22 protein-coding genes are annotated in these 22120 nt (G+C 35.6%); 11 read left to right on the top strand and 11 right to left on the bottom strand.

The window, feature by feature from the left end; genetic code table 11:
• The first annotated feature begins 302 nt into the window (after nucleotides 1-302).
• Entirely contained in the window at nucleotides 303-794 is a 492-nt protein-coding gene (locus GM418_RS01035; protein ID WP_158862303.1) for a hypothetical protein, read from the top strand.
• Nucleotides 795-1132: 338 nt separating this feature from the next.
• Here the strand turns inward: GM418_RS01035 and GM418_RS01040 are convergent, their stop codons facing one another.
• The 3 genes from GM418_RS01040 to GM418_RS01050 all read right to left on the bottom strand — a co-directional run bounded on the left by GM418_RS01040 (nucleotide 1133) and on the right by GM418_RS01050 (nucleotide 7246).
• Nucleotides 1133-5005, bottom strand: a complete 3873-nt coding sequence (locus tag GM418_RS01040) for a translocation/assembly module TamB domain-containing protein (protein WP_158862305.1) — start codon at nucleotides 5003-5005, stop codon at nucleotides 1133-1135.
• 4 nt (nucleotides 5006-5009) lie between these two features.
• The gene (locus GM418_RS01045; protein ID WP_217447676.1) at nucleotides 5010-6836 is read right to left on the bottom strand and encodes a BamA/OMP85 family outer membrane protein; all 1827 of its coding nucleotides are present in this window, start codon (nucleotides 6834-6836) and stop codon (nucleotides 5010-5012) included.
• Between the two features lie 158 nt (nucleotides 6837-6994).
• Nucleotides 6995-7246, bottom strand: coding sequence for a DUF7218 family protein (locus GM418_RS01050; protein WP_158862309.1), 252 nt, complete (start codon nucleotides 7244-7246; stop codon nucleotides 6995-6997).
• 392 nt (nucleotides 7247-7638) lie between these two features.
• Here GM418_RS01050 and GM418_RS01055 point away from each other — a divergent pair, with 392 nt between their 5' ends.
• Nucleotides 7639-8730 (top strand): AI-2E family transporter, encoded by a 1092-nt coding sequence (locus GM418_RS01055; protein WP_158862311.1) that lies wholly within the window; start codon nucleotides 7639-7641, stop codon nucleotides 8728-8730.
• Between the two features lie 8 nt (nucleotides 8731-8738).
• Nucleotides 8739-9659 carry a YihY/virulence factor BrkB family protein gene (locus tag GM418_RS01060; RefSeq protein WP_158862313.1) on the top strand — a complete coding sequence of 307 codons (921 nt, stop codon included), beginning with the start codon at nucleotides 8739-8741 and terminating at the stop codon, nucleotides 9657-9659.
• 63 nt (nucleotides 9660-9722) lie between these two features.
• On the opposite strand, the gene GM418_RS01065 is transcribed toward GM418_RS01060, so the two are convergent.
• Genes GM418_RS01065 through GM418_RS01075 form a run of 3 tightly spaced genes read right to left on the bottom strand, consistent with a single transcriptional unit; the run spans nucleotide 9723 to nucleotide 10310 of the window.
• Nucleotides 9723-9869, bottom strand: a complete 147-nt coding sequence (locus GM418_RS01065) for a lmo0937 family membrane protein (protein ID WP_158862315.1) — start codon at nucleotides 9867-9869, stop codon at nucleotides 9723-9725.
• Between the two features lie 2 nt (nucleotides 9870-9871).
• Nucleotides 9872-10057, bottom strand: coding sequence for a CsbD family protein (locus GM418_RS01070; protein WP_158862317.1), 186 nt, complete (start codon nucleotides 10055-10057; stop codon nucleotides 9872-9874).
• A 49-nt stretch (nucleotides 10058-10106) separates the two neighbouring features.
• Nucleotides 10107-10310 (bottom strand): transglycosylase, encoded by a 204-nt coding sequence (locus tag GM418_RS01075; RefSeq protein WP_158862319.1) that lies wholly within the window; start codon nucleotides 10308-10310, stop codon nucleotides 10107-10109.
• A gap of 417 nt (nucleotides 10311-10727) precedes the next feature.
• Here GM418_RS01075 and GM418_RS01080 point away from each other — a divergent pair, with 417 nt between their 5' ends.
• The 6 genes from GM418_RS01080 (at nucleotide 10728) to GM418_RS01105 (ending at nucleotide 16242) form a co-directional block, all read left to right on the top strand.
• On the top strand, nucleotides 10728-11000 hold the full coding sequence (locus GM418_RS01080) for a YtxH domain-containing protein (protein ID WP_158862321.1): 273 nt from the start codon (nucleotides 10728-10730) through the stop codon (nucleotides 10998-11000).
• Between the two features lie 44 nt (nucleotides 11001-11044).
• The gene (locus GM418_RS01085) at nucleotides 11045-11410 is read left to right on the top strand and encodes a hypothetical protein (RefSeq protein ID WP_158862323.1); all 366 of its coding nucleotides are present in this window, start codon (nucleotides 11045-11047) and stop codon (nucleotides 11408-11410) included.
• Nucleotide 11411: 1 nt separating this feature from the next.
• Nucleotides 11412-11636 carry a hypothetical protein gene (locus tag GM418_RS01090; protein WP_158862325.1) on the top strand — a complete coding sequence of 75 codons (225 nt, stop codon included), beginning with the start codon at nucleotides 11412-11414 and terminating at the stop codon, nucleotides 11634-11636.
• Nucleotides 11637-11866: 230 nt separating this feature from the next.
• A complete protein-coding gene (locus GM418_RS01095; protein WP_158862327.1) occupies nucleotides 11867-14308 on the top strand; it encodes an ATP-binding protein in 2442 nt (813 codons plus the stop codon).
• Between the two features lie 82 nt (nucleotides 14309-14390).
• Nucleotides 14391-15758 (top strand): sigma-54-dependent transcriptional regulator, encoded by a 1368-nt coding sequence (locus GM418_RS01100; protein ID WP_158862329.1) that lies wholly within the window; start codon nucleotides 14391-14393, stop codon nucleotides 15756-15758.
• Between the two features lie 73 nt (nucleotides 15759-15831).
• Entirely contained in the window at nucleotides 15832-16242 is a 411-nt protein-coding gene (locus GM418_RS01105) for a response regulator (protein WP_158862331.1), read from the top strand.
• A 90-nt stretch (nucleotides 16243-16332) separates the two neighbouring features.
• Here the strand turns inward: GM418_RS01105 and GM418_RS01110 are convergent, their stop codons facing one another.
• From GM418_RS01110 to GM418_RS01130, 5 genes are all read right to left on the bottom strand, one after another.
• Nucleotides 16333-17283, bottom strand: a complete 951-nt coding sequence (locus tag GM418_RS01110) for an MlaD family protein (protein ID WP_158862333.1) — start codon at nucleotides 17281-17283, stop codon at nucleotides 16333-16335.
• Between the two features lie 12 nt (nucleotides 17284-17295).
• The gene (locus tag GM418_RS01115; RefSeq protein WP_158862335.1) at nucleotides 17296-18024 is read right to left on the bottom strand and encodes an ABC transporter ATP-binding protein; all 729 of its coding nucleotides are present in this window, start codon (nucleotides 18022-18024) and stop codon (nucleotides 17296-17298) included.
• An 11-nt stretch (nucleotides 18025-18035) separates the two neighbouring features.
• A complete protein-coding gene (locus GM418_RS01120; RefSeq protein WP_217447677.1) occupies nucleotides 18036-18818 on the bottom strand; it encodes an MlaE family ABC transporter permease in 783 nt (260 codons plus the stop codon).
• A 29-nt stretch (nucleotides 18819-18847) separates the two neighbouring features.
• Entirely contained in the window at nucleotides 18848-19672 is an 825-nt protein-coding gene (locus GM418_RS01125) for a hypothetical protein (RefSeq protein WP_158862337.1), read from the bottom strand.
• A 115-nt stretch (nucleotides 19673-19787) separates the two neighbouring features.
• The gene (locus GM418_RS01130) at nucleotides 19788-20117 is read right to left on the bottom strand and encodes a hypothetical protein (protein WP_217447678.1); all 330 of its coding nucleotides are present in this window, start codon (nucleotides 20115-20117) and stop codon (nucleotides 19788-19790) included.
• 499 nt (nucleotides 20118-20616) lie between these two features.
• Between GM418_RS01130 and GM418_RS01135 the strand changes: the two genes are divergently transcribed.
• Entirely contained in the window at nucleotides 20617-21057 is a 441-nt protein-coding gene (locus GM418_RS01135; RefSeq protein ID WP_158862340.1) for a P-loop NTPase family protein, read from the top strand.
• A 60-nt stretch (nucleotides 21058-21117) separates the two neighbouring features.
• A complete protein-coding gene (locus GM418_RS01140; protein ID WP_158862342.1) occupies nucleotides 21118-22017 on the top strand; it encodes a mechanosensitive ion channel family protein in 900 nt (299 codons plus the stop codon).
• Nucleotides 22018-22120 lie beyond the last annotated feature (103 nt).

The following is a 22120-nucleotide window of genomic DNA, read 5'->3' on the forward strand; positions in this document are numbered from 1 at the left end:
AAATGATAGGGAACAATTATGCCAATTCACAAAACATATTATAATACCGGCTGCTCTCACCTGTTAATCAACATATTAAACCAGAAACTAAAAATATTTATCACAATAGTTCCTGGTGGGGATATGGTAATACGAATCCACACATTGAGGCTAATAGTCCACAAGATCGACACACTTGAAAGATCCCTCAATACACACATAAAATATTAAAATACAAACACTTAAAAAACACAAAGCACAAACAATTGATATCGTGGTCGGAAATTTGGCTGTACAATCCTCAAAACATTAAAAAAATTATTATGAAGAAAATCGTTTTAGTTACGCTGATGATTTTAGCCACAGGAGTTGTAATGGCTCAATATGATTTTGCAATCGGGCTTCGCTCAGGGGGGACTTCCGGCATTACACTGAAAAAAAACAACGGAGCCTCAGCGTTGGAAGGTATTGTGGGTTTCTGGCACGATGGCGTAAGTTTAACAGGACTTTGGGAGAAAAATCAAATGGCATTTAACGAACCCGGATTAAATTGGTTTTATGGTGTTGGAGGCCATGTTGCATTTTATGGCGATGATTTTGACGGAAGATATGGTGCATCGTGGTACAACCATCCGCACGGTATTGATGACGGAGACTTTGGAATTGGTATTGATGGTGTAGTGGGCCTGGAATATAAAATACCAGATGTACCCATTGCATTTGACATTGGATTAAAACCATACATCGAAATTGTTAGTGAAGGTGGAGTTTTCTTCTCGCCTGACCCGGGAATAGGAATTAAAATCGCTTTTTAAGCGATGAACAATGGTTGTATTAACCATATAATTACAAAGTGAGGGTGCCCAAATGGGCACCCTTTTTTCTCATAAAAAGTTTATTCTTCAGGGTTGTCCGGAATATTCAAAAAATTATAATATCTGTCCGAAATTAAAATGCATTCTGTTCCATAAACTACTCCAAAGTCTTTTAGCCTGGCCGTATTAACTGCTTGTCAATTTAGCCCCTCAGACAACCAATCTTTTTCAAACAAATTATATTTTGATAAGAGTAAAAGGAAGTAAAAAACTTTACGTATTACGTAAAATTTCTTCTCTGCCTATCAAATAACGATTCACGAAAAGACAGAGGAATATTATTCTGAACTAAGTTTGAATATTATGTCGAAACCGCTGTCGTTGGAAGAGTTGTTAAGCTGAAGAAAAAGAAATTTGAAAAGCTCATATTCCAGTTTAACCTCATATTTTGCCATTTCTTTTTCATCGGTTTCGCCAAAACGTTGTTCATAGCTTACAAAAAGATCATTGGTAATGTATTTCCCCACCACCACAGTGGCGTTATCAAAATCACCGTCACTTTTAATTTCTATATAATCCACATCCAGGTTTTCACCTAAAAAATTATTTAACTGCGATGACAAAATTGCTGCCGCTGCTGTTCCGGCCAGACTTCCCGCCCCTGCCACATTTTGTTGCTGGTCAATACTAAGTTCATCCATACTCTTTCCAAACAAAATATATGAAAGTGCATCACCCTCGCTCACATTGCTTCCATCCAAACTAAAATTCACATTTGGTTCTTCGGCCGTACCAGAAACCTGGACTGTTAGTGTTTGTTGAGCTCTTTCTGAATTTCGAAATGTATAGGAAGCGGTTATATCAATACGGGGCATCAATTCTTCCCCGCCCTGAAAACCAATTGTTCCGTCGTCGATAATAAAAGTTTTCCCCAGTAAATCATATTGCCCCCGCACCACATCAACCGAACCAAACAGTTCAAAAAAGTCTTTGTTTTTTCTTAGCTCTACATCCCCCGATATTTCTATGTGCATATCTTTATTTTTTATCCAGGAATTTTTGGGAATTTTTAAATTAAGTGTTCCTGTAAAATTGTCGAGATAAGAAAAATCAAAACTATCGGTATGAATGGTGTCGCCAACAAATGTAAGCGAATCTTTATAAAGCTGCATATTCTTCATTTCGCGCACCAAAATCGGATCGGGGATTTCCGGAGCGCTCATTCTGCCCATCATATTAAAAATAGCCGGAAGGTAAATTTCTGATTCCGGGATGTTCAGATCGCCGCTAAAAACCACCTCACCTTTTTTCCCCTTCAGATTTGCATCTCCGGACAGCTGCATATTAAATTGCCTGTGATCTACCGGATTAAAATCATTAAATTCAACATTTATCTCCGACTCACTAACATCACCTTTATAAAACGCGGTACTAAAATCGATGGTTCCGCTTGCTTTCATATTTCCATCTTTGCTTTTTATATAAAACGAATCGAGTTTAACCGCTTCAGGAAAAAACTCAATATTTAAAGAAAGTTCTTTATAATCAATTCCATATTCCGGCACCTCCAGCGAAGCATCTACCAAATGAAAATTTCCTTTCGGGTCGGGAGCTTCGAGTGTCCCTTTTACATCAACGTTCCCTTCTATATAACCCTCAATGTTTTTTGCGATTTCAATATTTTGTAAAACGGCCAGCGGAAACTTTTCCACAATCAGATTTGCATCTAAAGAATCTTTGGGATTAAGATTAAATTTCATACTATCCAACTCTGCCAACACGGGAAATACGCCACTTAGTTTTAATCGACCTTCCTGGCTTGGAACAATGTTGATATCGGTGCTCAATTTTCGCTCTTTCAACCCAATATCACCACTAAAATCGGTAAACCCGTATTCATTCAAAGTTGCATTGTCAACCGAAAACCTGCCCGTCAACAGGGGCGATTTCGCCGTGCCTTTTAAATCTGCTTTTACGTTTATTATTCCGGAAGCTGCAAAATCTATCTCAAACATTTCCAAAAGTTGCTGTATATTGATATTTGCCACTTCCATACGAAAATCTTCTTCGCCACCCCGGGATATCAGACCATCCGCCATAATATATTGAGCAGAATCGGAAAGGTTAGAAATAAGCTTAAAATTTGAAATTTTGTATTGAGAAGAATCCAATTCAAAAACGGCCGGTGGATTTTGAAGCTCAAAATGCTGGTTTTTAAAATCTACTGCCCAGTCTTCAACGCTTATCTTTTGCGATTTTCCCAAATTGATTCCAGCCGTCAAATTTGTTTTCACATCATCGCCTGAACCTCTTCCGTCAACAAAAAGAGAATCAGCTAAATAACCAACATCAAAATTTACTGAATCAAGAAGTAGTTTTCCCGCTCTGAATTTATTTGCTGTAATGCGGGCATTGAAAGTGGTGTCTCGCTGAGTCAGCTGCCCTTTGGCTGTAACTGCTATGTTATCAGTTGTAAAATCATCATATTGAACGTCTTTTAGGATTAACCTTGTTTCTACATTCAATGAATCAGTTATTCCCTTTAAACGGGCATCAATTTCTCCTTCTGCAAAAACCTGTTCTGCAGGAATAAAACGGGCAAACTCCTCAAGACCTGTAAAGCCGGCTTTTAATATCAAGTCAGAATTTCCATGCAAATTATAATTCCCCGAGGCGTTTAATTTAACGGTTTGTGTTTCTGTCCACAACGAATCGATTTGAATATTTTCAGATTGATATCGGGCTTGAGCAACCAAAGTATCGAAAACCACTTCCTGAAACCGGGAATTTGACAAATTAAAGCTTGAGCTGGCCCGGATTCTTTTGGGATCAAAATTTTCACCTTCAATCTGTGCAATTAAATTTATATCAGACTGAAGACTGTCGTTCCCGGTAATTTCGGCCAAATTAAATTTCCGGGTTATCAGTTTTAACCGGTAAGAGGGTGTTCCCTGTAAATCTTTTATTTCAGGGGTAATATTTATCGTTCCAAAGTTTCCCTCTCCTTCTACTTTCCCATCCAGATTTCCGTTTTTGAGATGCAGAGAAGCCGTTAGTTTATCTACTGGTTTTTCTTTTATGATACAATCTTTGAAATCTCCATTTAGTGAAATAACAGCAGTTTCAGGGTCTGTTCCTTTCCCTTTAATCTGAAGCCGGCCATTTACAAGATAATCCAACTGAGGGTCGCCCAACCAATTCGCAAGATCTATGTTTTGAAATGTTCCTTCAACATCGTATTGCAGGAGTATCGTTTTGGTATTATTTAAAAACTGAGCAAAATTTTCTGAGTTTACCCAAAGAGCAATCTGTTGATCTTTGTCAGCCAAAATAATTTTTGCTTCCAGATGCCCTTTTTTCACACTGGTTGAGATATTTAAAGTTGGCGAGGCCGGAAGTGTCAGGCCCGGGAGGAAAAATTCAAATTCGTTCAGGTGTAATGGTGCGCTTTCAATGTTTGCTGTGGCATCTAACAATGTATCCTGAACATAGTTGGCGCTCGCTTCCAACTTATTATTGGCTGTTTTTAAATAAAAATCCTCCATTCTGATTTTGTTGGAATTTCGTTCAGCATTAAATGAAAGTTTTTCCAGAATCAGTGTTGGATCTGACGTGGAAAATGAAAGATTATTCAACATCAAATTTTGGCTTTCTGACGAATAATCTAAATCCAACTTTGTATTCATATGATTTATTCTTTGAGGAACGATTGTATCCAACGCATCGATTTTCACATTCCCTTCTTCGATTTCAAAATTTGAAATCACCATATTGAAACTACCCGAAGACTTTTTGGTGCTTTTATCATCTGCCGTCTGTTCAACAAGATTTTGGACGCTCCACGTTGAATCTTTATTTTGTTTTAAGTAAAAATACGGATTTGAAATATGTGCGCTGTGAACGAGTAGTTTACTTTTTAAAAGAGGTCTTAACTCATATCGGGCATCAAATTGTTGAATAAAAGCTATCGTATCACTTTCATTCAGCCACAAAATATTTTCTAAAGAAAGGCTGGTAAAAAAATTCCCGTCTATTTTACCAATTGTAATATCCCCCTTTAAAACGTCCGATACTTTTTCCTGTGCAACAGACGTAATCTTCTTTTTCACAGGCTGAGTTTGCAGCAACACACCGGCAATAACAATTAAAAAGACGATTCCCGCAACTAACCATCCAAAAATAAGAAGCCCGTATTTGAAAAAATTCTTCATTTGTTTAAAAAGCCTGTCCAACACTAATAAAAAACTGGGGGCTTCTTTTTTGATTCCAAACCGGTAGCCCCACATCAAAGCGAACCGGTCCGATTGGTGTTTCAACCCTTATTCCGCCGCCGGCAGCATATCCTAAATCATTTAACTTATACCGGTACGACCCCGTCCAAACATTTCCACCTTCAAAAAAAGCAACTCCGCTAATTCTCCAAAACAAAGGATAACGCAACTCGATATTTGTTTCGATGATACTTTTACCACCAAGCGGTGAACCACTTTCTCGTCTTGGTCCCAATTCTGATCGATTCCAACCGCGAATAGAATTACTCCCTCCTGAATAGAAACGGTCTTCAACCGGAATAAAACCGTTCTCGTTGGAAGAATTTATTCCTCCCGCCATAACCCGCAACGCAAGTATCCAGTCCCCGATTTTCCGGTAGGTTCTAATATCGCCCCATAAACGAGTGTAACTAAAATCGCCACCAAAAACATAACCGTTAAACTTAAATCCAAAAGACATACTTACGCCTCTTTCCGGAGAAAATTTAGGTCTGGCTGTAGAAAAAACGGTACTTAACAGCATACCCGACTTATTGTATGGAAATTTCTCACTTTCGGTATCCTCAAAATCCGGGTCACCGGCTTCAATCTCCTGTTCAACATTTTCAAGATAATAGGTAAGCGTCGAATTCAGCCGGCTGTTAAAACTGTATGTAAGCGGCACATTAACTCCATAAGTCCGTGTATTGTAACCAGGCTCCGAGTTGCTCGAAATAAACGGATTTAGAGAAATAGATCCGTTTTTATTTAAAATTTGCGGTTGTGTCCATTTTAAACTTATATAATAGGGTTCAAGGGCAGAATGTTTTGCATACAGGTTAATACGCCGGGCAGTACCCAAAAAGCCAAGGTAACTAAAATCAACAAACGTCCGGAACTTATCTTCTGTTCCGTAACCGACACCAAATTTTGTATCCACACGCGGCGCCTCTTCCACATATAATTTTACAGGAATGGGGCTTTGCCGGGTTTGCGGATCTTTTTGCGGCAAAACGGAAACAACACGGAATAATTGAAGATGATAAAGAGACTGACGGGTCTCAGTTAACAGCGACTTATTGTATAATTCTCCTTCTTCATACTCAAACTGTTTTCGTATAAATGTTTCTGAAACATGTTTGTTTCCGGTAACTGTAGTTTCTCCAAAGTTACATACCGGACCGGGTGTAATTTTATATCTTATTGATGTAGTTTTTTCGCCAGGTTTCAAACCAAGTTCATAAATAACACTTACATACGCATGCCCCAGATCTCTGAAAATATTTTCGACATAGGCCAGATCTTCCTGTAGAGCCTCATCGCGAAACCGTTTTCCCTCTTTTAGCTGTAATTTTTTTATCGCCTTTTCTTTCAAAGAATCGACATTTATTTGTTGCTTGTTTTCGACCATTACCAAATAAACTGAATCAACCTGAACGGGTTCTCCTTCTTCAATGATAAACTTTAACTTAACGATTTGTTTTTTGTCGTTAATATCGGGTGGTTCGGCTGAAACTGCTACATCAATAAAACCTTCGCGCTGGTAAATCTTTTTAAGTCTTTCCAAATCCAGATCGATAAGTTCTTTGTTGTAAAGCGCGGGTTCATCGCTTGTAATTAATTTCTGAAAACCGGAAACCTCTTCTAACGCCATCCTTTCCAGCAAAAAACTCTCTTCCAATGACTTATCGCCTTTAAAAGAAATCTTTCTGATTTCATAGTTTTCCTGTCCCTGCATTTGAATAATACAACCCAAAAAAACAAAAATTAAAAAAAATAAGCGACGAAGCATATTGTTATTTATTTCAAAACTATTCCCGCGTGTTACAGAAATAAAATTCAGTTTCTATTTAACTTAAAATTGACGACTTTGTTTTAACCGGAGTTTTTTCTTTTCAAATTTCGGCATTTAAACACTTTTTTTCAAACAAAACTGCAAAACACAAATCCTTAATGATTCCGAAGTGCATCTATCAGCTCGTCTTTGTTCATTTTACTTCTTCCAGAAATACCTATTTGGGCCGCTTTTTTATAAAGATCTTCTTTTGTCCATTTTTCATATTTTTTACTTTTCCCGCCTTTTGCTCCGGAATCCGGTGTGTTGGCAATTCTGGCTGCTTTTTCTTTACTGTAACCTTTATCTCTTAGCGCCTCGTATTGTTTTTCATTTTTAACCTGAGGGATATTATTTTTCTTTGACATAACTCTAGTATTTAAATTCAACATAAACGACAATGAAAAAATATTGCCAAAAATATACAAGTAAACAAGGTGCTTGAATTCTTTGAATAATAGGACCTTCAGACCACATACAACTGTGGAATTTACGAAACTGATTTTCGTATTATGTAGACAAAATTCCCCATAAACATGACCCTATTCTTTACAACCAATGAATTCTTTATAAAGGAATTTTTCAATATCAAATAAATAAATTTTTAGCTATACAACCTTGCCAAAACATTGTTAAAACACCGATCAATTTACAAAAGTCCTTGTTACATCTTTTAAGAACCGCATCTGGTTACCCCCCGGGTAACTTCCACTGAATGCCTGGCACAATTCTTTCTTTATTTCAAATAAAGTTTCAGCATATGGAAAATCAACGACTTATCCGTTTTACGTTAGTTTTATTTATTATCACTATTCTGCTTGCAGGAATTATTACTGCAAAAAGTATATTAATTCCTTTGGCAATAAGCGTGTTTTTCTCCTATCTTTTTTATCCTGTTTCATGGAAAATAGAAAAACTGGGAATTCACAGGGCGATTGCCATTTTGTTTGTAATACTGGTTGCGATACTAATTATTGGAAGTGTAGCTCTTTTTTTATCGGCAAAACTGTCGAATATGACAATCGACCTTGCAGAGCTAAAAGAAAATTTTGAAACAAAAGCAGATTCATTAAAACTGATTTTAGAAAATAAGCTTGGCATGAATGCCGGTGCCATGGATCATTATGTGGACCGGTTCTCAAACAATTTTTTCTCTTCCTGGGAGACACAACTGGGGAATTTATTTGCAGCAACCACAACAACTATCTTTCAAATTGCAATCCTACCCGTTTTTACTTTTTTTCTTCTTTTTTACAGAACGAAATCGGCCCATTTTATATTTCGTGTTGTTGGCAGGAAAAAAAGAGAAAAGACGCTACATATTTTGAGAGAGGTATCTACCGTAACAACCCGATACCTGGGAGGTCTGTTTATTGTTGTTGCCATTCTAGCCATTTTAAACTCAACCGGGCTTTATATAATTGGAGTAAAACATGCCCTGATTTTTGGAATATTAGCTGCACTTCTAAATCTGATTCCATATGCAGGAACATTTCTCGGCTTTTTAATTCCATTTAGTTATGTATTGTTTACTGTTCCGGACCCCTTTTCAACCCTGTTAAAGGTTGCTGTATTATTTATCGTTGTTCAGTTTACTGAAAACAATCTACTGACCCCCAACATTGTAGGCAACAGCATTAAAATAAATCCATTAGCAATCATCCTCAGCCTTCTGGTTGCCAACATGATATGGGGAATAGCAGGAATGCTGATAGTTGTCCCAACACTCGCCATATTAAAAGTAATCATGCGAAATATCGATGAGTTAAAACCCTATGCTTTTTTGATTAGTGACAGGGGAGTTGACAAGTATCGTGTTAGTTTCAAAAAATTGTGGAAAAGAAAAAAATAATTTTAGTTATGAAAGGCAGAAAAGCAGGAAAAATAATTCGCGACAGCTTTTTGATCTTAAAAAAAGCATTGGTAAATTTTGGCTCAAACAATCCGGTTGGTATGGCAGGTACAACAGCATACTTTGCAATATTTTCAATCGCTCCAATACTAATAATCATTATTTCTGTTTTCGGAATTTTTGCCGGTGACATTACCATTCGCCAAAAATTATTTGATGAAGTAAATGTATTAATCGGTAGTGAAAGCAGCCAGCTTTTGGAGAATGCCATTGAAAATTATCAGATTGCGGAAAACAGCGGAATAGGTGCTGTTATTGGTGGAGTTATATTTCTTGTTTCGGCCACTACACTATTTAGCATTATGCAAAATTATATCAATTATATATGGCGGGTCAAAGTAAAATCGAAATTAAAGCAGAATATTCTTAAACTTGTCAAAGATCGTATTTTCTCCTTTGGGATGATTCTGAGTTTGGGTTTTATTTTGCTCGTTTCACTTGTTGTTGACGCTTCAATTGCTTTTCTTCGCGATATTTTAAGCCTGTATTTCACAGCTGATTTTGTTGTATTTGCCCAGGTTGTAAATGTTTTTATTTCGCTGGCAATTATTACCCTGGTATTTGCCTTTATTTACCGCTTTTTGCCCGATGTCAACATAAAATGGCGCTCAAGCTGGTTTGGTGCTATATTTACAGCCATATTCTTTTTTATTGGGAAATATATCATCGGATTTATTATTGGAAACAGCAAATTGGGAGCTGTTTACGGCGCTGCCAGTTCGTTTGTGGTTATTCTAATCTGGATTTATTTTGTTTCACTCATATTCTATTTTGGAGTGGAAATAACCCATCAGTATTCAAAGTTTTATAACCATAAAAATAAACCGCTAAATTTTGCTATTCCTTTTGAAATAACTCCGGTAAAATAATTGAAAGCATAAAAAAACGGACCATCGTTCGAAAGTCCGTGTAACTTTTGTTTTTTTGTTTGGTCATCTGCCCCTGATTATTGAAATCAAAATTGAGATAACCGCCAGCACCAGTAGTATATGAATTAAACCACCGACGGTGTAAACAAAAAATCCAAAAATCCATCCAATTACCAAAATAACGGCAATAAGGTAAAGCAGCGATCTCATGACTATAATTTATTTAATTCATCTATTAATTCTTCACGTGCTTTGCCGGTCTTTTTTTGCAAACGACCGAGTAACTCGTCTTCTTTTCCTTCTACATAAGTGAGATCATCATCGGTTATATCCGCATATTTCTGCTTCAGTTTACCTTTTACTACATTCCAGTTTCCTTTTACCTGTAATTTATTCATGACTTTAATTTTTAATTGTTAAACATTATCCTAATATCTTTTACTATTACTATTTTCCTTTGTTGATTAACAGGATTAGAATACCGATTACTGTAACGACTCCGCTTACAATAACAGGAGTCCAGTTAGCTTCACTTACAGCAACATCAATCCCCAGTAAACTAAACGTCTCTGAATTATTGGCGGCCTGAATACCAAATAAAATGGTACCTATTAATCCTAATACCGTTAAAATAGTTCCAAATACTTTCATAATCATAATTTTAAAGTTATACACCAATGTTATGTGAAAACTGTGCCAGCATGACAAAAATCACACAAACAACTAATAAAGAACAGTTTAAACAAATAAATCAAAAAAATATTCTGAGAAAAGAATGGATAAAATCCTCCACAATATGCGGCTTTATTTCTACGATTTGATATGGGCTAAAAAAGCAAAAGTTTATTTACAAACTATAGAGAAATTACACAATGTGTAGAATATTTTCACATTTATAATTACTTACCACAATTTCAGAAGAAACTCAAATCACTGACAATAAATAAATTATATTAAAACAATAATTATTGGAATATTTTTTTCAATAGCTTCTAAAAATCAGCTTAAAAACAAAGGAAAAAAAAAACTCAAGTTAACAAGTACATAAACATTTTAAAAATTACAATTATGAAAAAGGGAACAAGAAACGCATTATTAGGATTTATTGCAGGCGCTGCAGCAGGAACACTAACCGGAATATTGGTAGCACCTGACAAAGGAGAAAAAACCAGGAAAAAAATTGGTAAAAAAGTGAAAGACACTTCAAAAGAAGTAACCGAAACTTTGGGAGAAAAAGTGGATTACGTAAAAGAAAAGCTTAACGATGTTATTGATGAAATGCGCAATAAAAAAGAAGAAGTAGAAAAAGAAGTAAAAGAAAAAGCCAAAGCAGGCGCGTAATCAATTAATAAATTTAGTGTGTTACTCCACTAAATCTTAAAATAATGAGCAATAAATTAACGAACAATATAGCAGAGCTTAATGATTCTGTTAAACAATATGTTCAGGTAAAGTTTGACTTGTTTAAGCTTCTGCTATTAAAAAAAACATCCACTTTCGTGAGCTATTTACTTAGCTACCTGGTTATTATTTTATTTTCAGTAATAATAATCATGTTTCTCGGAGCCGCATTTGCCATTTGGTACGGACAAAAATTTAACAATTATGTTGAGGGTGTTTTAATCGCAACCGGTTTTTTAGTTTTGATAGCTGTTTTGTTTATCATCTTCAGAAAAAAGATTTTAACCAATGCCTTACTCAGCAATTTCTCAGAAGTTTTATTCGATGATGAAAACCAGGAAAAAGAATAATATGAAAAGAATAAAAAACATGAGGGAACTGGTTTTAATGCAGGAAAAATTAAAATTCCAGGAAAAATTCGTAGAAAAAGAACTGGTTGAATCTTCTGCAAATATCCTGGATAATTTATCGGACAAGATAAAAGACCTGGCGTACGATTTGGGAACAAACCTAACGATGCAAATCATCTCATCATTTAGGAAAAGGAAGTCTTCAAAAGATTCAACAGATTCATAATTATCGGGATTTTGAAAGATTCTTACGCTAAAATCAAAGAAAAAATTGCTGTTGAGACGAAAGGATATTTTTTAACTTTTACTCTGAAGAAATTGTATACTGGTCAGTCCGGTGGCAGAAATGAGCCAGGTTTTGTTTACGATAACATTAAACTGAATCTGATATCAGATTGTTTTAATCACAGAGCATAAAAATTTTGTATATTCTACTCATTCATAAAACAATGTTTAATGCCAACTGAATATCGCAAATTTGATAAAAGGCTTCTTAATGTTTCGGAAGCCATCGAAAAATTATTATCTGAAGAAGAAAACACGTCTGAATTAGAACAAATTGAAAGTTGGCTAAACACTCAGCTTGGCAAAATAAAGCTTCAAAGAATAAAGGAAAGTAACATTTTAAAAGACCAAAGTTACGACAGAAACCTTTGGCAGGATGGAATAATGATTTTGAATTCAGCGATGGAAATCATCCATTATTCCGGTTTTAAAAACTATTTTTCAAGCAGTACCTTTAATTACTCACGCAAATTTAAATTTACTGAATTTATTCACGATACAGACAAAGAGACTTTTGAGGAAGCATTTTCACTTGCACTCTCCCACTTAAAAAATGAAACCATTGAAATTGACTTAAAAACCGGGGTAGGAAACCTGAACCGGTGTGAACTGGAAATTGATATTGTGTCGAGTAACATAAACAGCGACAGGTATATTTTATTTTTCCGATTTATGGAAAGCAACGACGTACAGGCTTTCGACTACCAGTCAATCGTTTTTGAAAATCTGCCCGACATGGACGTTTATCTTTACGATAAAGACTACCGCTACATATTATGCGGCGGCAGAGAAAAAGAAAAATTTAACTTAAACAATTCTGATTTTATAGGCCAGACAATGTTTGATGTTTATGATAAACAAACACAACGAAGAGTCTTTCCATTCTACAACAAAGCTTTAAACGGCGAATATACAGAAGGCGAAGTAAGATACCGGGACAATGTTTATTACATTGTTGCCGCCCCCGTAAAGAACCACCAAAACAAAACCATTGCAGGAATATTAATTTCACAAAATGTTACCAATGATAAATTGCTCGAAGAAAACCTGATAAAAAGTAAAGAGCAGGCTCAAAAAGCTGACAAAGCGAAATCAATTTTTATTGCCAACATGAGTCATGAAATAAGAACACCTTTAAACTCAATATTGGGTTTTACTGAGCAACTGGAGAAAACAGAACTAAATCAGAAGCAGGAAAAACTGATTCACCTTATAAAAAATGCTTCCGACCATCTTCTTTATCTGGTAACTGAAATTGTTTTTCTATTCAAACTTGGTATGGACAAGGTATATCTGGAAAATATACCTTTCCTGGTAAACGACATTTTTATTGAGCTGGAAGAAATTTTTACTCAACAAACAGAAAAAAAGAGTCTCGATTTTGAAGTAATAAAAGACAAAAACCTTCCACCGGTTTTAACAGGAGATCCTTTCCGGCTAAAACAGATTCTAATGAACCTCCTGGTTAACGCCATAAAATATACCGATAAGGGAAAAATTACTTTAACCTGCGAAGTTCAAAAAGAAACAAAAGGTAAAGCCGAGATTTTGTTTAAAGTTTCAGATACAGGGATTGGAATAAGTGATAAGGATTTACCTTATATTTTTGATGTTTTTGAACAAGGAAATAAACGGACTGAGAAAATACGTGGTGGTGCCGGTCTTGGCCTTGGAATTTGCAATCGACTGGTAAATCTGTTGAAAGGCGACATTTGGGTTGAGAGTAAACTAAATGTCGGAAGTACATTTTTTGTTTCGCTCCCTTTTAAAAAAGCGTCGGTTGATCAACTCAAAGAACGGGAACAGCAATTTGATCTGGCTGAAAAGCTGTTAAAAGGCAAAAAAATACTTTTGGCTGATGACGACGACCATAATCTCATTCTGGCTGAAATGCTGCTAAAAAACTGGAGGACCGATTATACATTGGTGAAAAACGGAATAGAAGCGATAACAAAATTAAGCAGCGAAAAATTCGACTTAGTTCTTCTTGATATTCACATGCCGGAAAAGGATGGTGTTCAGGTTGTAAAAAGCATGCATTCTGACAATACCGCAATTAATTACAAAACGCCTGCCGTGGCTTTAACGGCCAACGCGTTAAAAAGCGACATACACAAATACCTGAAAGCCGGTTTTGACGATTATGTAATAAAACCTTTTAAAGAAAACGAGTTATACAATAAACTATGTAATATTTTAGGGTTTAAATCAGAAGGAATAAAAAAAACCAATCAAGAAGAACCACCTATGGAAGAAAAATTAACTGAAACCGGGGACACTTTTAATGTTCAGGAACTAAAAAAGGCTGCCGGAAACGACAACAGTTTTTATAATATGATGCTCGACAATTTTATAAAAAATGCCGGCATTGTACTGGAGGCTTTTAACTCTTCCTTAGAAATTAAAAATTGGCAGGAAATTGGAGAAAAAGCGCATAAAGCTATTCCTTCATTTAAATTTTTCGGGTTAACCAATCTTGCATCAAATTTTGAAAAAATAGAAGATTTGGCCTTACGCAAAAAACACTTTGAAGAGCTTCCTGAACTAACAAACCAGACCATTTTTCAGATTGAAAAAGTTATAGAGAAAGCAGAAACAGCAAAAACCGAATAAAAGCAACTCAAAAAAATGAACATTGAAGAATTGATGGCTGTAGTATAAAAAGAAATAAAGACAATAACCCAATTAAAAAAGAATGAGCAAAGTTCTAATTATTGATGATGACAATTTTATTTGCGAGATTTTGAAAAAACACCTTCAAAATCATAAATATGATGTACAAATAGCATACACCGGAAAAAGTGCTGAGCAAACCATAAAAAAATCAAATTTTGATTTAATACTTTGTGATTTTCGTCTTCCCGACACCAGTGGACTTGAATTGTTACAAAAAATACGAGCAATCAAACAAGAAATTCCGGTTGTTATTATGACCGCTTATGCTGACGTTCGAATGGCTGTAAAACTAATGAAAATGGGTGCCAGCGACTATATTACAAAACCAATTCAACAAGAAGAATTGCTTTCTTTAATCAAAAAGCTGGTAAAAAAAGAAAAACAGCCAAAACCACAGCCTACCCATTCTACATATATAAACGGTGATTTTATTATTGGCGACAGCGAAAAAATAAAACACGTAATAAAACTCGCCCGCCGGGTTGCACCAACCAATATGTCGGTGATAATTGGTGGAGAGACCGGAATTGGGAAAGAGTACATCGCCCGGTTTATCCATGAAAATAGTCTGCGGAAGGACAAGCCTTTTGTTGCCATCGACTGTGGCGCAATACCAAAAGATTTGGCAAACAGCGTTCTTTTTGGCCATGTAAAAGGTTCGTTTACAGGAGCCATCTCTGATAAAGACGGTATGTTTCAAAAAGCACATGGCGGTACTTTATTTTTAGATGAGATCGGAAACTTAAGTTACGATATTCAGCTAAAACTGTTGAGGGCGATACAAGAGCGGGTAGTTTCGCGTTTGGGAGATGACAAACTTTTTCAAAACGATATAAGGATAATTGCTGCAAGCAACGACAATTTGTTAAGCGAAGTACACAATAATACGTTCCGGGAAGATTTATATCACCGGCTAAATGAATTTAAAATTGAAATTCCTCCCCTGCGGGAACGGCCGGAAGATATTGATGTTTTTGTAAAACACTTTATCTCAATGGCAAATAATGAGTTAAACAGAGAAGTCAAAGGGCTAACTCCCGATGCAAAAAAAATTATTATGGAATATTCGTGGTACGGAAATTTGCGCGAATTAAAAAATGTTATTAAACGTGCTGTTTTAATGGCCGACGGAGAAATGCTTGACCAATTTTGTTTTCCGGAAGAAATAACTTACCCTCAAAATTACGACAGACAAAACCGGACTGAAACAATAGAGATAAAAGCATCAGACTCTAAACTAAAAAATGCTTCTTATGAGATAGAAAAACAACTCATTATAAAAACCATCAGGGAAGCCGGGTTTAATAAATCAAAAGCGGCGAGAATATTAAATATCGACAGAAAAACCTTGTATAACAAATTAAAATTGTATGACATAAAGCTGTGAGCAGGGTAAAAAGCACTTTCTCATTGGCTTATTTTGGAACAAAAATTGAAACAAAATTATCAAATAGGAAAAAATGAGTTTAAGTACAGATTATAAAAAGATAATTTTTATAGATGATGATACTGAGTTGGTAAGTATTTATAACTCAATTTTGGAAAGGAAAAATCTTTCGGATTATCTACTACATTTTGAAAATGCCAAGGACGGGCTCAAATATTTAAAGGGAATTAAAAACAAAGAAAAACTCCCCGACTATATTCTTTTAGATTTGTATATGCCTGAAATGGATGGATTTAAATTTTTGGAATACTTTGAAAGAATTAGCAAACTGAAGGATTCAATAGAGATATATGTTTGTACCTCATCAAGAAAAAAAGATGACCGAAACAGAGTAATGAAATACCCCTTTGTAAGTGCATATCTTGAAAAACCACTCCCCAGTGATTTTATTGAGTTGTTGATTCGGGACCACACTGTGTATTGAAATTTTTCCACACTTTGTGAAAGGAATACTACAGGACAAAAAACGTACAAGCAGAACCCAGCTGAAGTTTTTCAACAATATTTCAACATGCTATTGATCTTTTTCGCGGTCTTTCCGCTTTTTTGAAAAAAGATTGAGTAACCAGCTGCTCTCGATTGCATCAGCAGCTTCTGCCACGTTATCAATACCATAATTTATTTTTACGATTGCCGTATCAATATTATTTGCCATTACTGAATCGTAAACAAGCTTTTGAACTATGCCATCCCCCGAATTGAGATTTCTCCCCAGGGTCAAAAGTTCCTCCGAAAACAAATCTGCCTTTACCGTTATACTGTCAATATTTACCAACAACCCGGCAATTTGATGACTATATGTTGTGTCGTTTATAAAACGACCTAAATCACCTTCTCCGTTGTTAATCTTTCCGGATATCTCATTCAGGTTTTTGGTAAAAGTGAGCAATTCATCGCCTGTTTGATTTAGCTTCCTTGAAATTGTATTTTCATTTACCAATATGGCCAAATCCCCTTTTCCGTTATTAATTTTCTCACTAATCTCCATTAAATTTTTCGCTACAAGTCGCCCGTCTTCGATTACCCCTTTCGCCTCTTTTAGAATTTCGTCCATGTCGATTGAATTTGCACTATTCAACATATCATTATCGTTTATACTACCGGCGCTTGAACTCCCGGGTTGTATTTCAACAATTTTGCTGCCCATTAAGCCATCGCTGACAATTTTGACTCTTGAATCCTTTCGTATAAATTCTTTAACATCTTTTTCTATAAGCATTTCCACAAGTACGGTTGAATCGCTTACAATATTAATTTCCGAAACGGTTCCGATGGTGATACCTGAATACCGAACCTTATTTCCCTCAACTAAGCCTTTTACATTGTTAAAGTAGCTTTTAACCATTACTGTTGAAGAAAACAGATTTTGTTTACTCCCTAAAAAATAAATGGTAATAATAAAAAGGAATAGTCCGGCAGCAACCAGCATCCCTAAGCGTAATGTTTTATTTTTCGAATTTGCCATATCTTCTATATTTTAGTTAAAATAAGCAGCAACCTCACGGTCGTCACTTTTTCGCAATTCATCAAAAGTACCTTCGGCATAAAATTTTCCGTCCTTAAGGAGTTTCAATTTGTCAGCTGTTATTTCAGCACATTTCATATCATGCGTAATAATTAGCGAAGAAGTATTGTATTTCTCTCTGATTCGCATTATAAGCTCACTTATTTCTCCCGACGTTACAGGGTCGAGTCCGGTAGTGGGCTCATCATATAAAATAATTTCCGGTTTAAGAATTAAAGTTCTTGCAAGCCCGATTCGTTTTTTCATTCCACCCGACAATTCGGCAGGCATTTTGTGTTTTGCCTCAAGCAAACCGACGCTTTCCAATGCCTCGTCAACCATATCATTTACTTCCGATTTATTTTTGGGGAGCTGGGTGCGCCGAACGGGAAACTCAAGATTTTCTTTTACCGTCATCGAATCGTATAAAGCACCGCCCTGAAAGAGGTATCCTACTCTTTTTCTTATTTCATCAATCTGGTCGACCTCCATTTCTGTAATATCATTGTCAAAAACATTTATTTTACCCGAATCGCATTCAATTAACCGTACAATACATTTGGTAAGCACTGATTTACCTGTTCCCGATTTTCCAAGAATAGCAATGTTTTCTCCCTTATGAAGCTTCATATTCACTCCTCTCAGAATAACATTACTCCCAAAAGCCTTTTCTAAATCCTGTATTTCAATTACATTTTTCATATCTGTATTTCTTATGCAAATATTAATTCAGAAAACTGAACGGTAATCAAATCAATAATAAAAATTACCAATGACGCGCTTACAACTGCTGAATTTGCTGAGAGTCCAACCGATTCGGTTCCTCTGCTCGCGGTATACCCTTTATAGGAACCTATTAATCCGATAAAAAATCCGAAAAAAACTGATTTTATAGTCGCCGGAATAACATCGTAAAAGCTCAACGAATCGAAAGCCTGCGAAAGAAATAAAACAATCGACACCTTTTCATACATTCTTACCGCCAAAAATGATCCCAAAAGTCCAAGGGCATCGGCAATAAAAACCAGTATCGGCACAAGCAGAGTAGTGGCCATAACACGTGTGGCAACTACAAAATTTAAGGGTTTTGTTCCCGAAACCTCCATCGCATCCAATTGTTCTGTAACTTTCATTGCCCCAAGCTCTGCACCAATTCCGGAACTTATTTTTCCTGCGCACAACAAAGCCGTAATCACCGGGCCAATCTCTCTTATTATTGAAATCGCAATCATACCAGGTAACATCGACTGGGCTCCAAAATCAACCAAAACCGGACGCGACTGAAGTGTTAAAACCAGCCCCATAATAAAACCGGTTATGGCAATTAACGGAAAGGTCTTATTTCCAATGATGTATCCTTGCTTAACAAGTTCCTTGAATTCAAACGGAGCAATAAAAAATTGCTTAATTGTATTTAATGTAAAAAGAACTATGTTTCCCAGCTCAACCAGAAAATCTTCTACCGAAATTTTTATTTGATTCGTTAATTTTTTCATTTTACAGAATTAAAACCCAAAAAGGTGAATTACTTTTTGTAAATGAGTATCGGCAGCTCATTCTTTTTCAACATTTTTACAATAGTTCCTTTAGCAAACAAATTCCTGAAAATATTTTTATCTCTTTTGAGCAATACCAGCAAATCGGCAAAAGCAGCCTTCGAAAAATCCGTTATTCCTTTTGTAATACTGTTTTTCTTTTTACTGTGGACCTCAATATTCTGGTACGCTATCTTCTTTCCGATTAACTCCTTTAGGCCGGAATCAATAAGTTGCTGCTTAAATTTTTCACCTTTAAATACATGTAGAATGTTGATTTTTGCCTTAAAATGAGTTGCAAAAGCAGAAAGTGCTTTTATTGTATCAATATCCTGCTTTTTATAGTCAGAAGCATAAACAATGGTTTTTATTTGCCGAAACTCTGTACCCACGGGAAAACACCATACAGGTAATTTCATTATATCCAAAATCTGAAAGATTGATTTTATATGAAGCTGTTTTCCTGCTTCAGAAACAGGAAAAAGTACCAATTCACAGTGATTCCGGGAAGCAATTGTTTTAAACATCTTGTCAAAAGCACCCGAATAAACGGAATAGACGGCTGTAATGTCCTTCTCATTCCAATTCTGACTCTCAACCAGTTTGCCGATTTCTATCTTTTTCTCTTCAATAATCTTTTGTTCCAGTTCTTCTTTGGAAATGTTGTTGTCTTCCCGCAAAGATTCAACAACTTCAGGGTCGACATTATACACATAATGAATATTTAATCCTAAACGTTCGGCTACCTGAACCGAATAATTTACGATGTCAAAACCTTTTTCAAGTGGTGAGAGATAAACAATTATATTTTTCATTTTTGAAAGATTTTTGATTCAAACAAATTTTGTCATTCTATTTGATATACTTTTCCCTTGCCGTTTCCAGCGGTCGGGACGTATTATAAAAGCTTCCTGAGATTATTCAGTATTTCTAATGGTGCATATCAAATTGCTTCTGAGCAACTTTATTCATAAATTTTGAAGTTATCTCAGAACCGTTTACTCCGTATGAATCGACAACTATTCCTTTTTTCCCTGAACTTGTCTGAACTGCATAAATAATACTCATATCAGCCGGATTAGTATTTCCTTCAAACCGATGAAATTCATGAAGTTCAACTTCGCCTGCAATATATCCGTCTTCTTTTTCTTCAACCAGCAAACCATTTTTGTTTATTCTGAAATTATGAATATATCCCTGTTGTTTTAGTGCTTCTATGGCTCCAACAAGTGTGTCGTAACTATTATTTTTCTTTTTCATTTCTTTCGCTTTAGCATTTATTATCTATAATGAAAAGATCTTGCCAAGCCAACAAAAAACACACAAATAACTAAATAACAAAAACTTATAACACAAACACACATAATAATAAAAAATTTTGTGTAGAATAATTGTCACTCTTTGGGTACTGAAATTCACATATTTATTGCTGTACATTATATTGGTAGGCCCATTTTATAAAAGAATAGCAACAAGTGATTCCGTTTCGCAAATAGTCCAGACGTACACCTATTTAAGCAACCATTTTCAATGTATGGTTTGTTTTGAACACAATTCTCTACATACTGAGTACATAAATCCACATTCCAACAAAAAACTTCTTTTTCTGAATTCTTCAGGAAAAGCAGCAAACACAAGCATTAGACAACTAATAACAAACAACTTACAAACCAACGCAAAATCAAAATCCACTTTTGGCACCATTTTTAATCACTGTAAAAGTGAAAACAATTAATGTGAAATTTTAAAACGAAGTATTATGAAAAGGAAAATGACAATCGTACTGGCAATTGTAACTCTGATAGGGAGTGGAATTCTGTTTTCATGTCAGAATAGCCAAAAGCAGGATAATAGTTTAGATGATACGCTGGACAAAGCCGAAGTAAAATTTGAGAAATTTAAGGAAGACATCGAAGATCTGTCGGAAGACGATCCTAAATTTGTAGATAAACTGGAGAAAAAACTCATTGAATTTGAAAATAACATGGAAGAGTTGGGTGAAAATGTAGACGAAGCAGGAGACCAAACCGCACAAAAATTCAACGAGTCAATGGAAGATGTTCGCCAGGAAGCCCGTGAGCTAAAGAACAAAGTTTCACAGTGGTCGGATAAAACCGGCGACAACATGGAAGAACTTGGTAATGAAATAAAGGAAGACTTTGAAAGCTTAAAGGAATCATTACGCGACATTACAACCTAAAATCAACATTAGATTTTACATCAGGTTGTTACAGACCTGATCTTTTCTTTCAACTAAAGGATGAATTATTTAGATAACGCATATCAGATAATTACAGAAAAAGTAGGAGGTTGGGTAGCGCAAATTGTTTCGATGCTACCCAACTTCGTTATTGCTATTCTCATTCTAATCTTTTTCTATTTACTGGCGCGTCTGGCAGCAACTTTGGTTTCAAAAACCTTATCGCGCTTTTCCCGAAATGTTGCAATAATAAAACTGGTAGTTTCTTTAACGCGGATAGCCATAATGACAGCCGCACTTTTTATTGCGCTTGGCATTCTGGAGCTTGAAAAAACGGTTACTTCACTTCTGGCCGGTGTTGGAATTGTTGGTTTAGCAATTGGATTTGCATTTAAGGATACCATTGCCAATTTTTTGTCGGGAATTTATATCGCAATTAAAAGTACAGTAAATGTGGGCGATATTGTTGAATTTGGCGATTATTACGGAACGGTAAGCTCTATTGGCTTACGGGCAGTAAAAATACGAACATTCCAGGGCCAGGAAGTAGTTATTCCCAACCGTTTAATATTTGAAGATGTTTATACTCATTTTACCGTTTATAAGGAACGTCGGATTGATTTAAATGTGGGCGTAAGCTACGGCGAAGATCTGCAACATGTGGAAGACATCACGCTTTCTGCAATTAAAAGTATCAGTTATCTAAAAAAGAACAAACCCGTCGATTTATACTATCAGGAATTTGGCGACAGTTCCATAAATTTTGTTGTGCGATACTGGGTAATCTTTGAAAAACAAACCGATTATTTACGTGCGTTGAGCGAAGGGATTAAGAGAATTAAATCAGCCTACGATAAAAACGATATTACCATACCTTTCCCAATCAGAACCCTGGACTTTGGGATTAAAGGAGGAAAAACATTAAGCGATGTTTTCCCTTTAAAAACAACTACATCTTAAACAAAGAGAATAGATTATTGGGTAAAACAATGATTATAAAAACAATTTCAGTACAAAAAAAGGCTTGAAATACTGTTATCTATCGAAACCATTTATCTAATAT

Source organism: Maribellus comscasis, assembly GCF_009762775.1.
GTDB classification, from domain to species: Bacteria; Bacteroidota; Bacteroidia; order Bacteroidales; family Prolixibacteraceae; genus Draconibacterium; species Draconibacterium comscasis.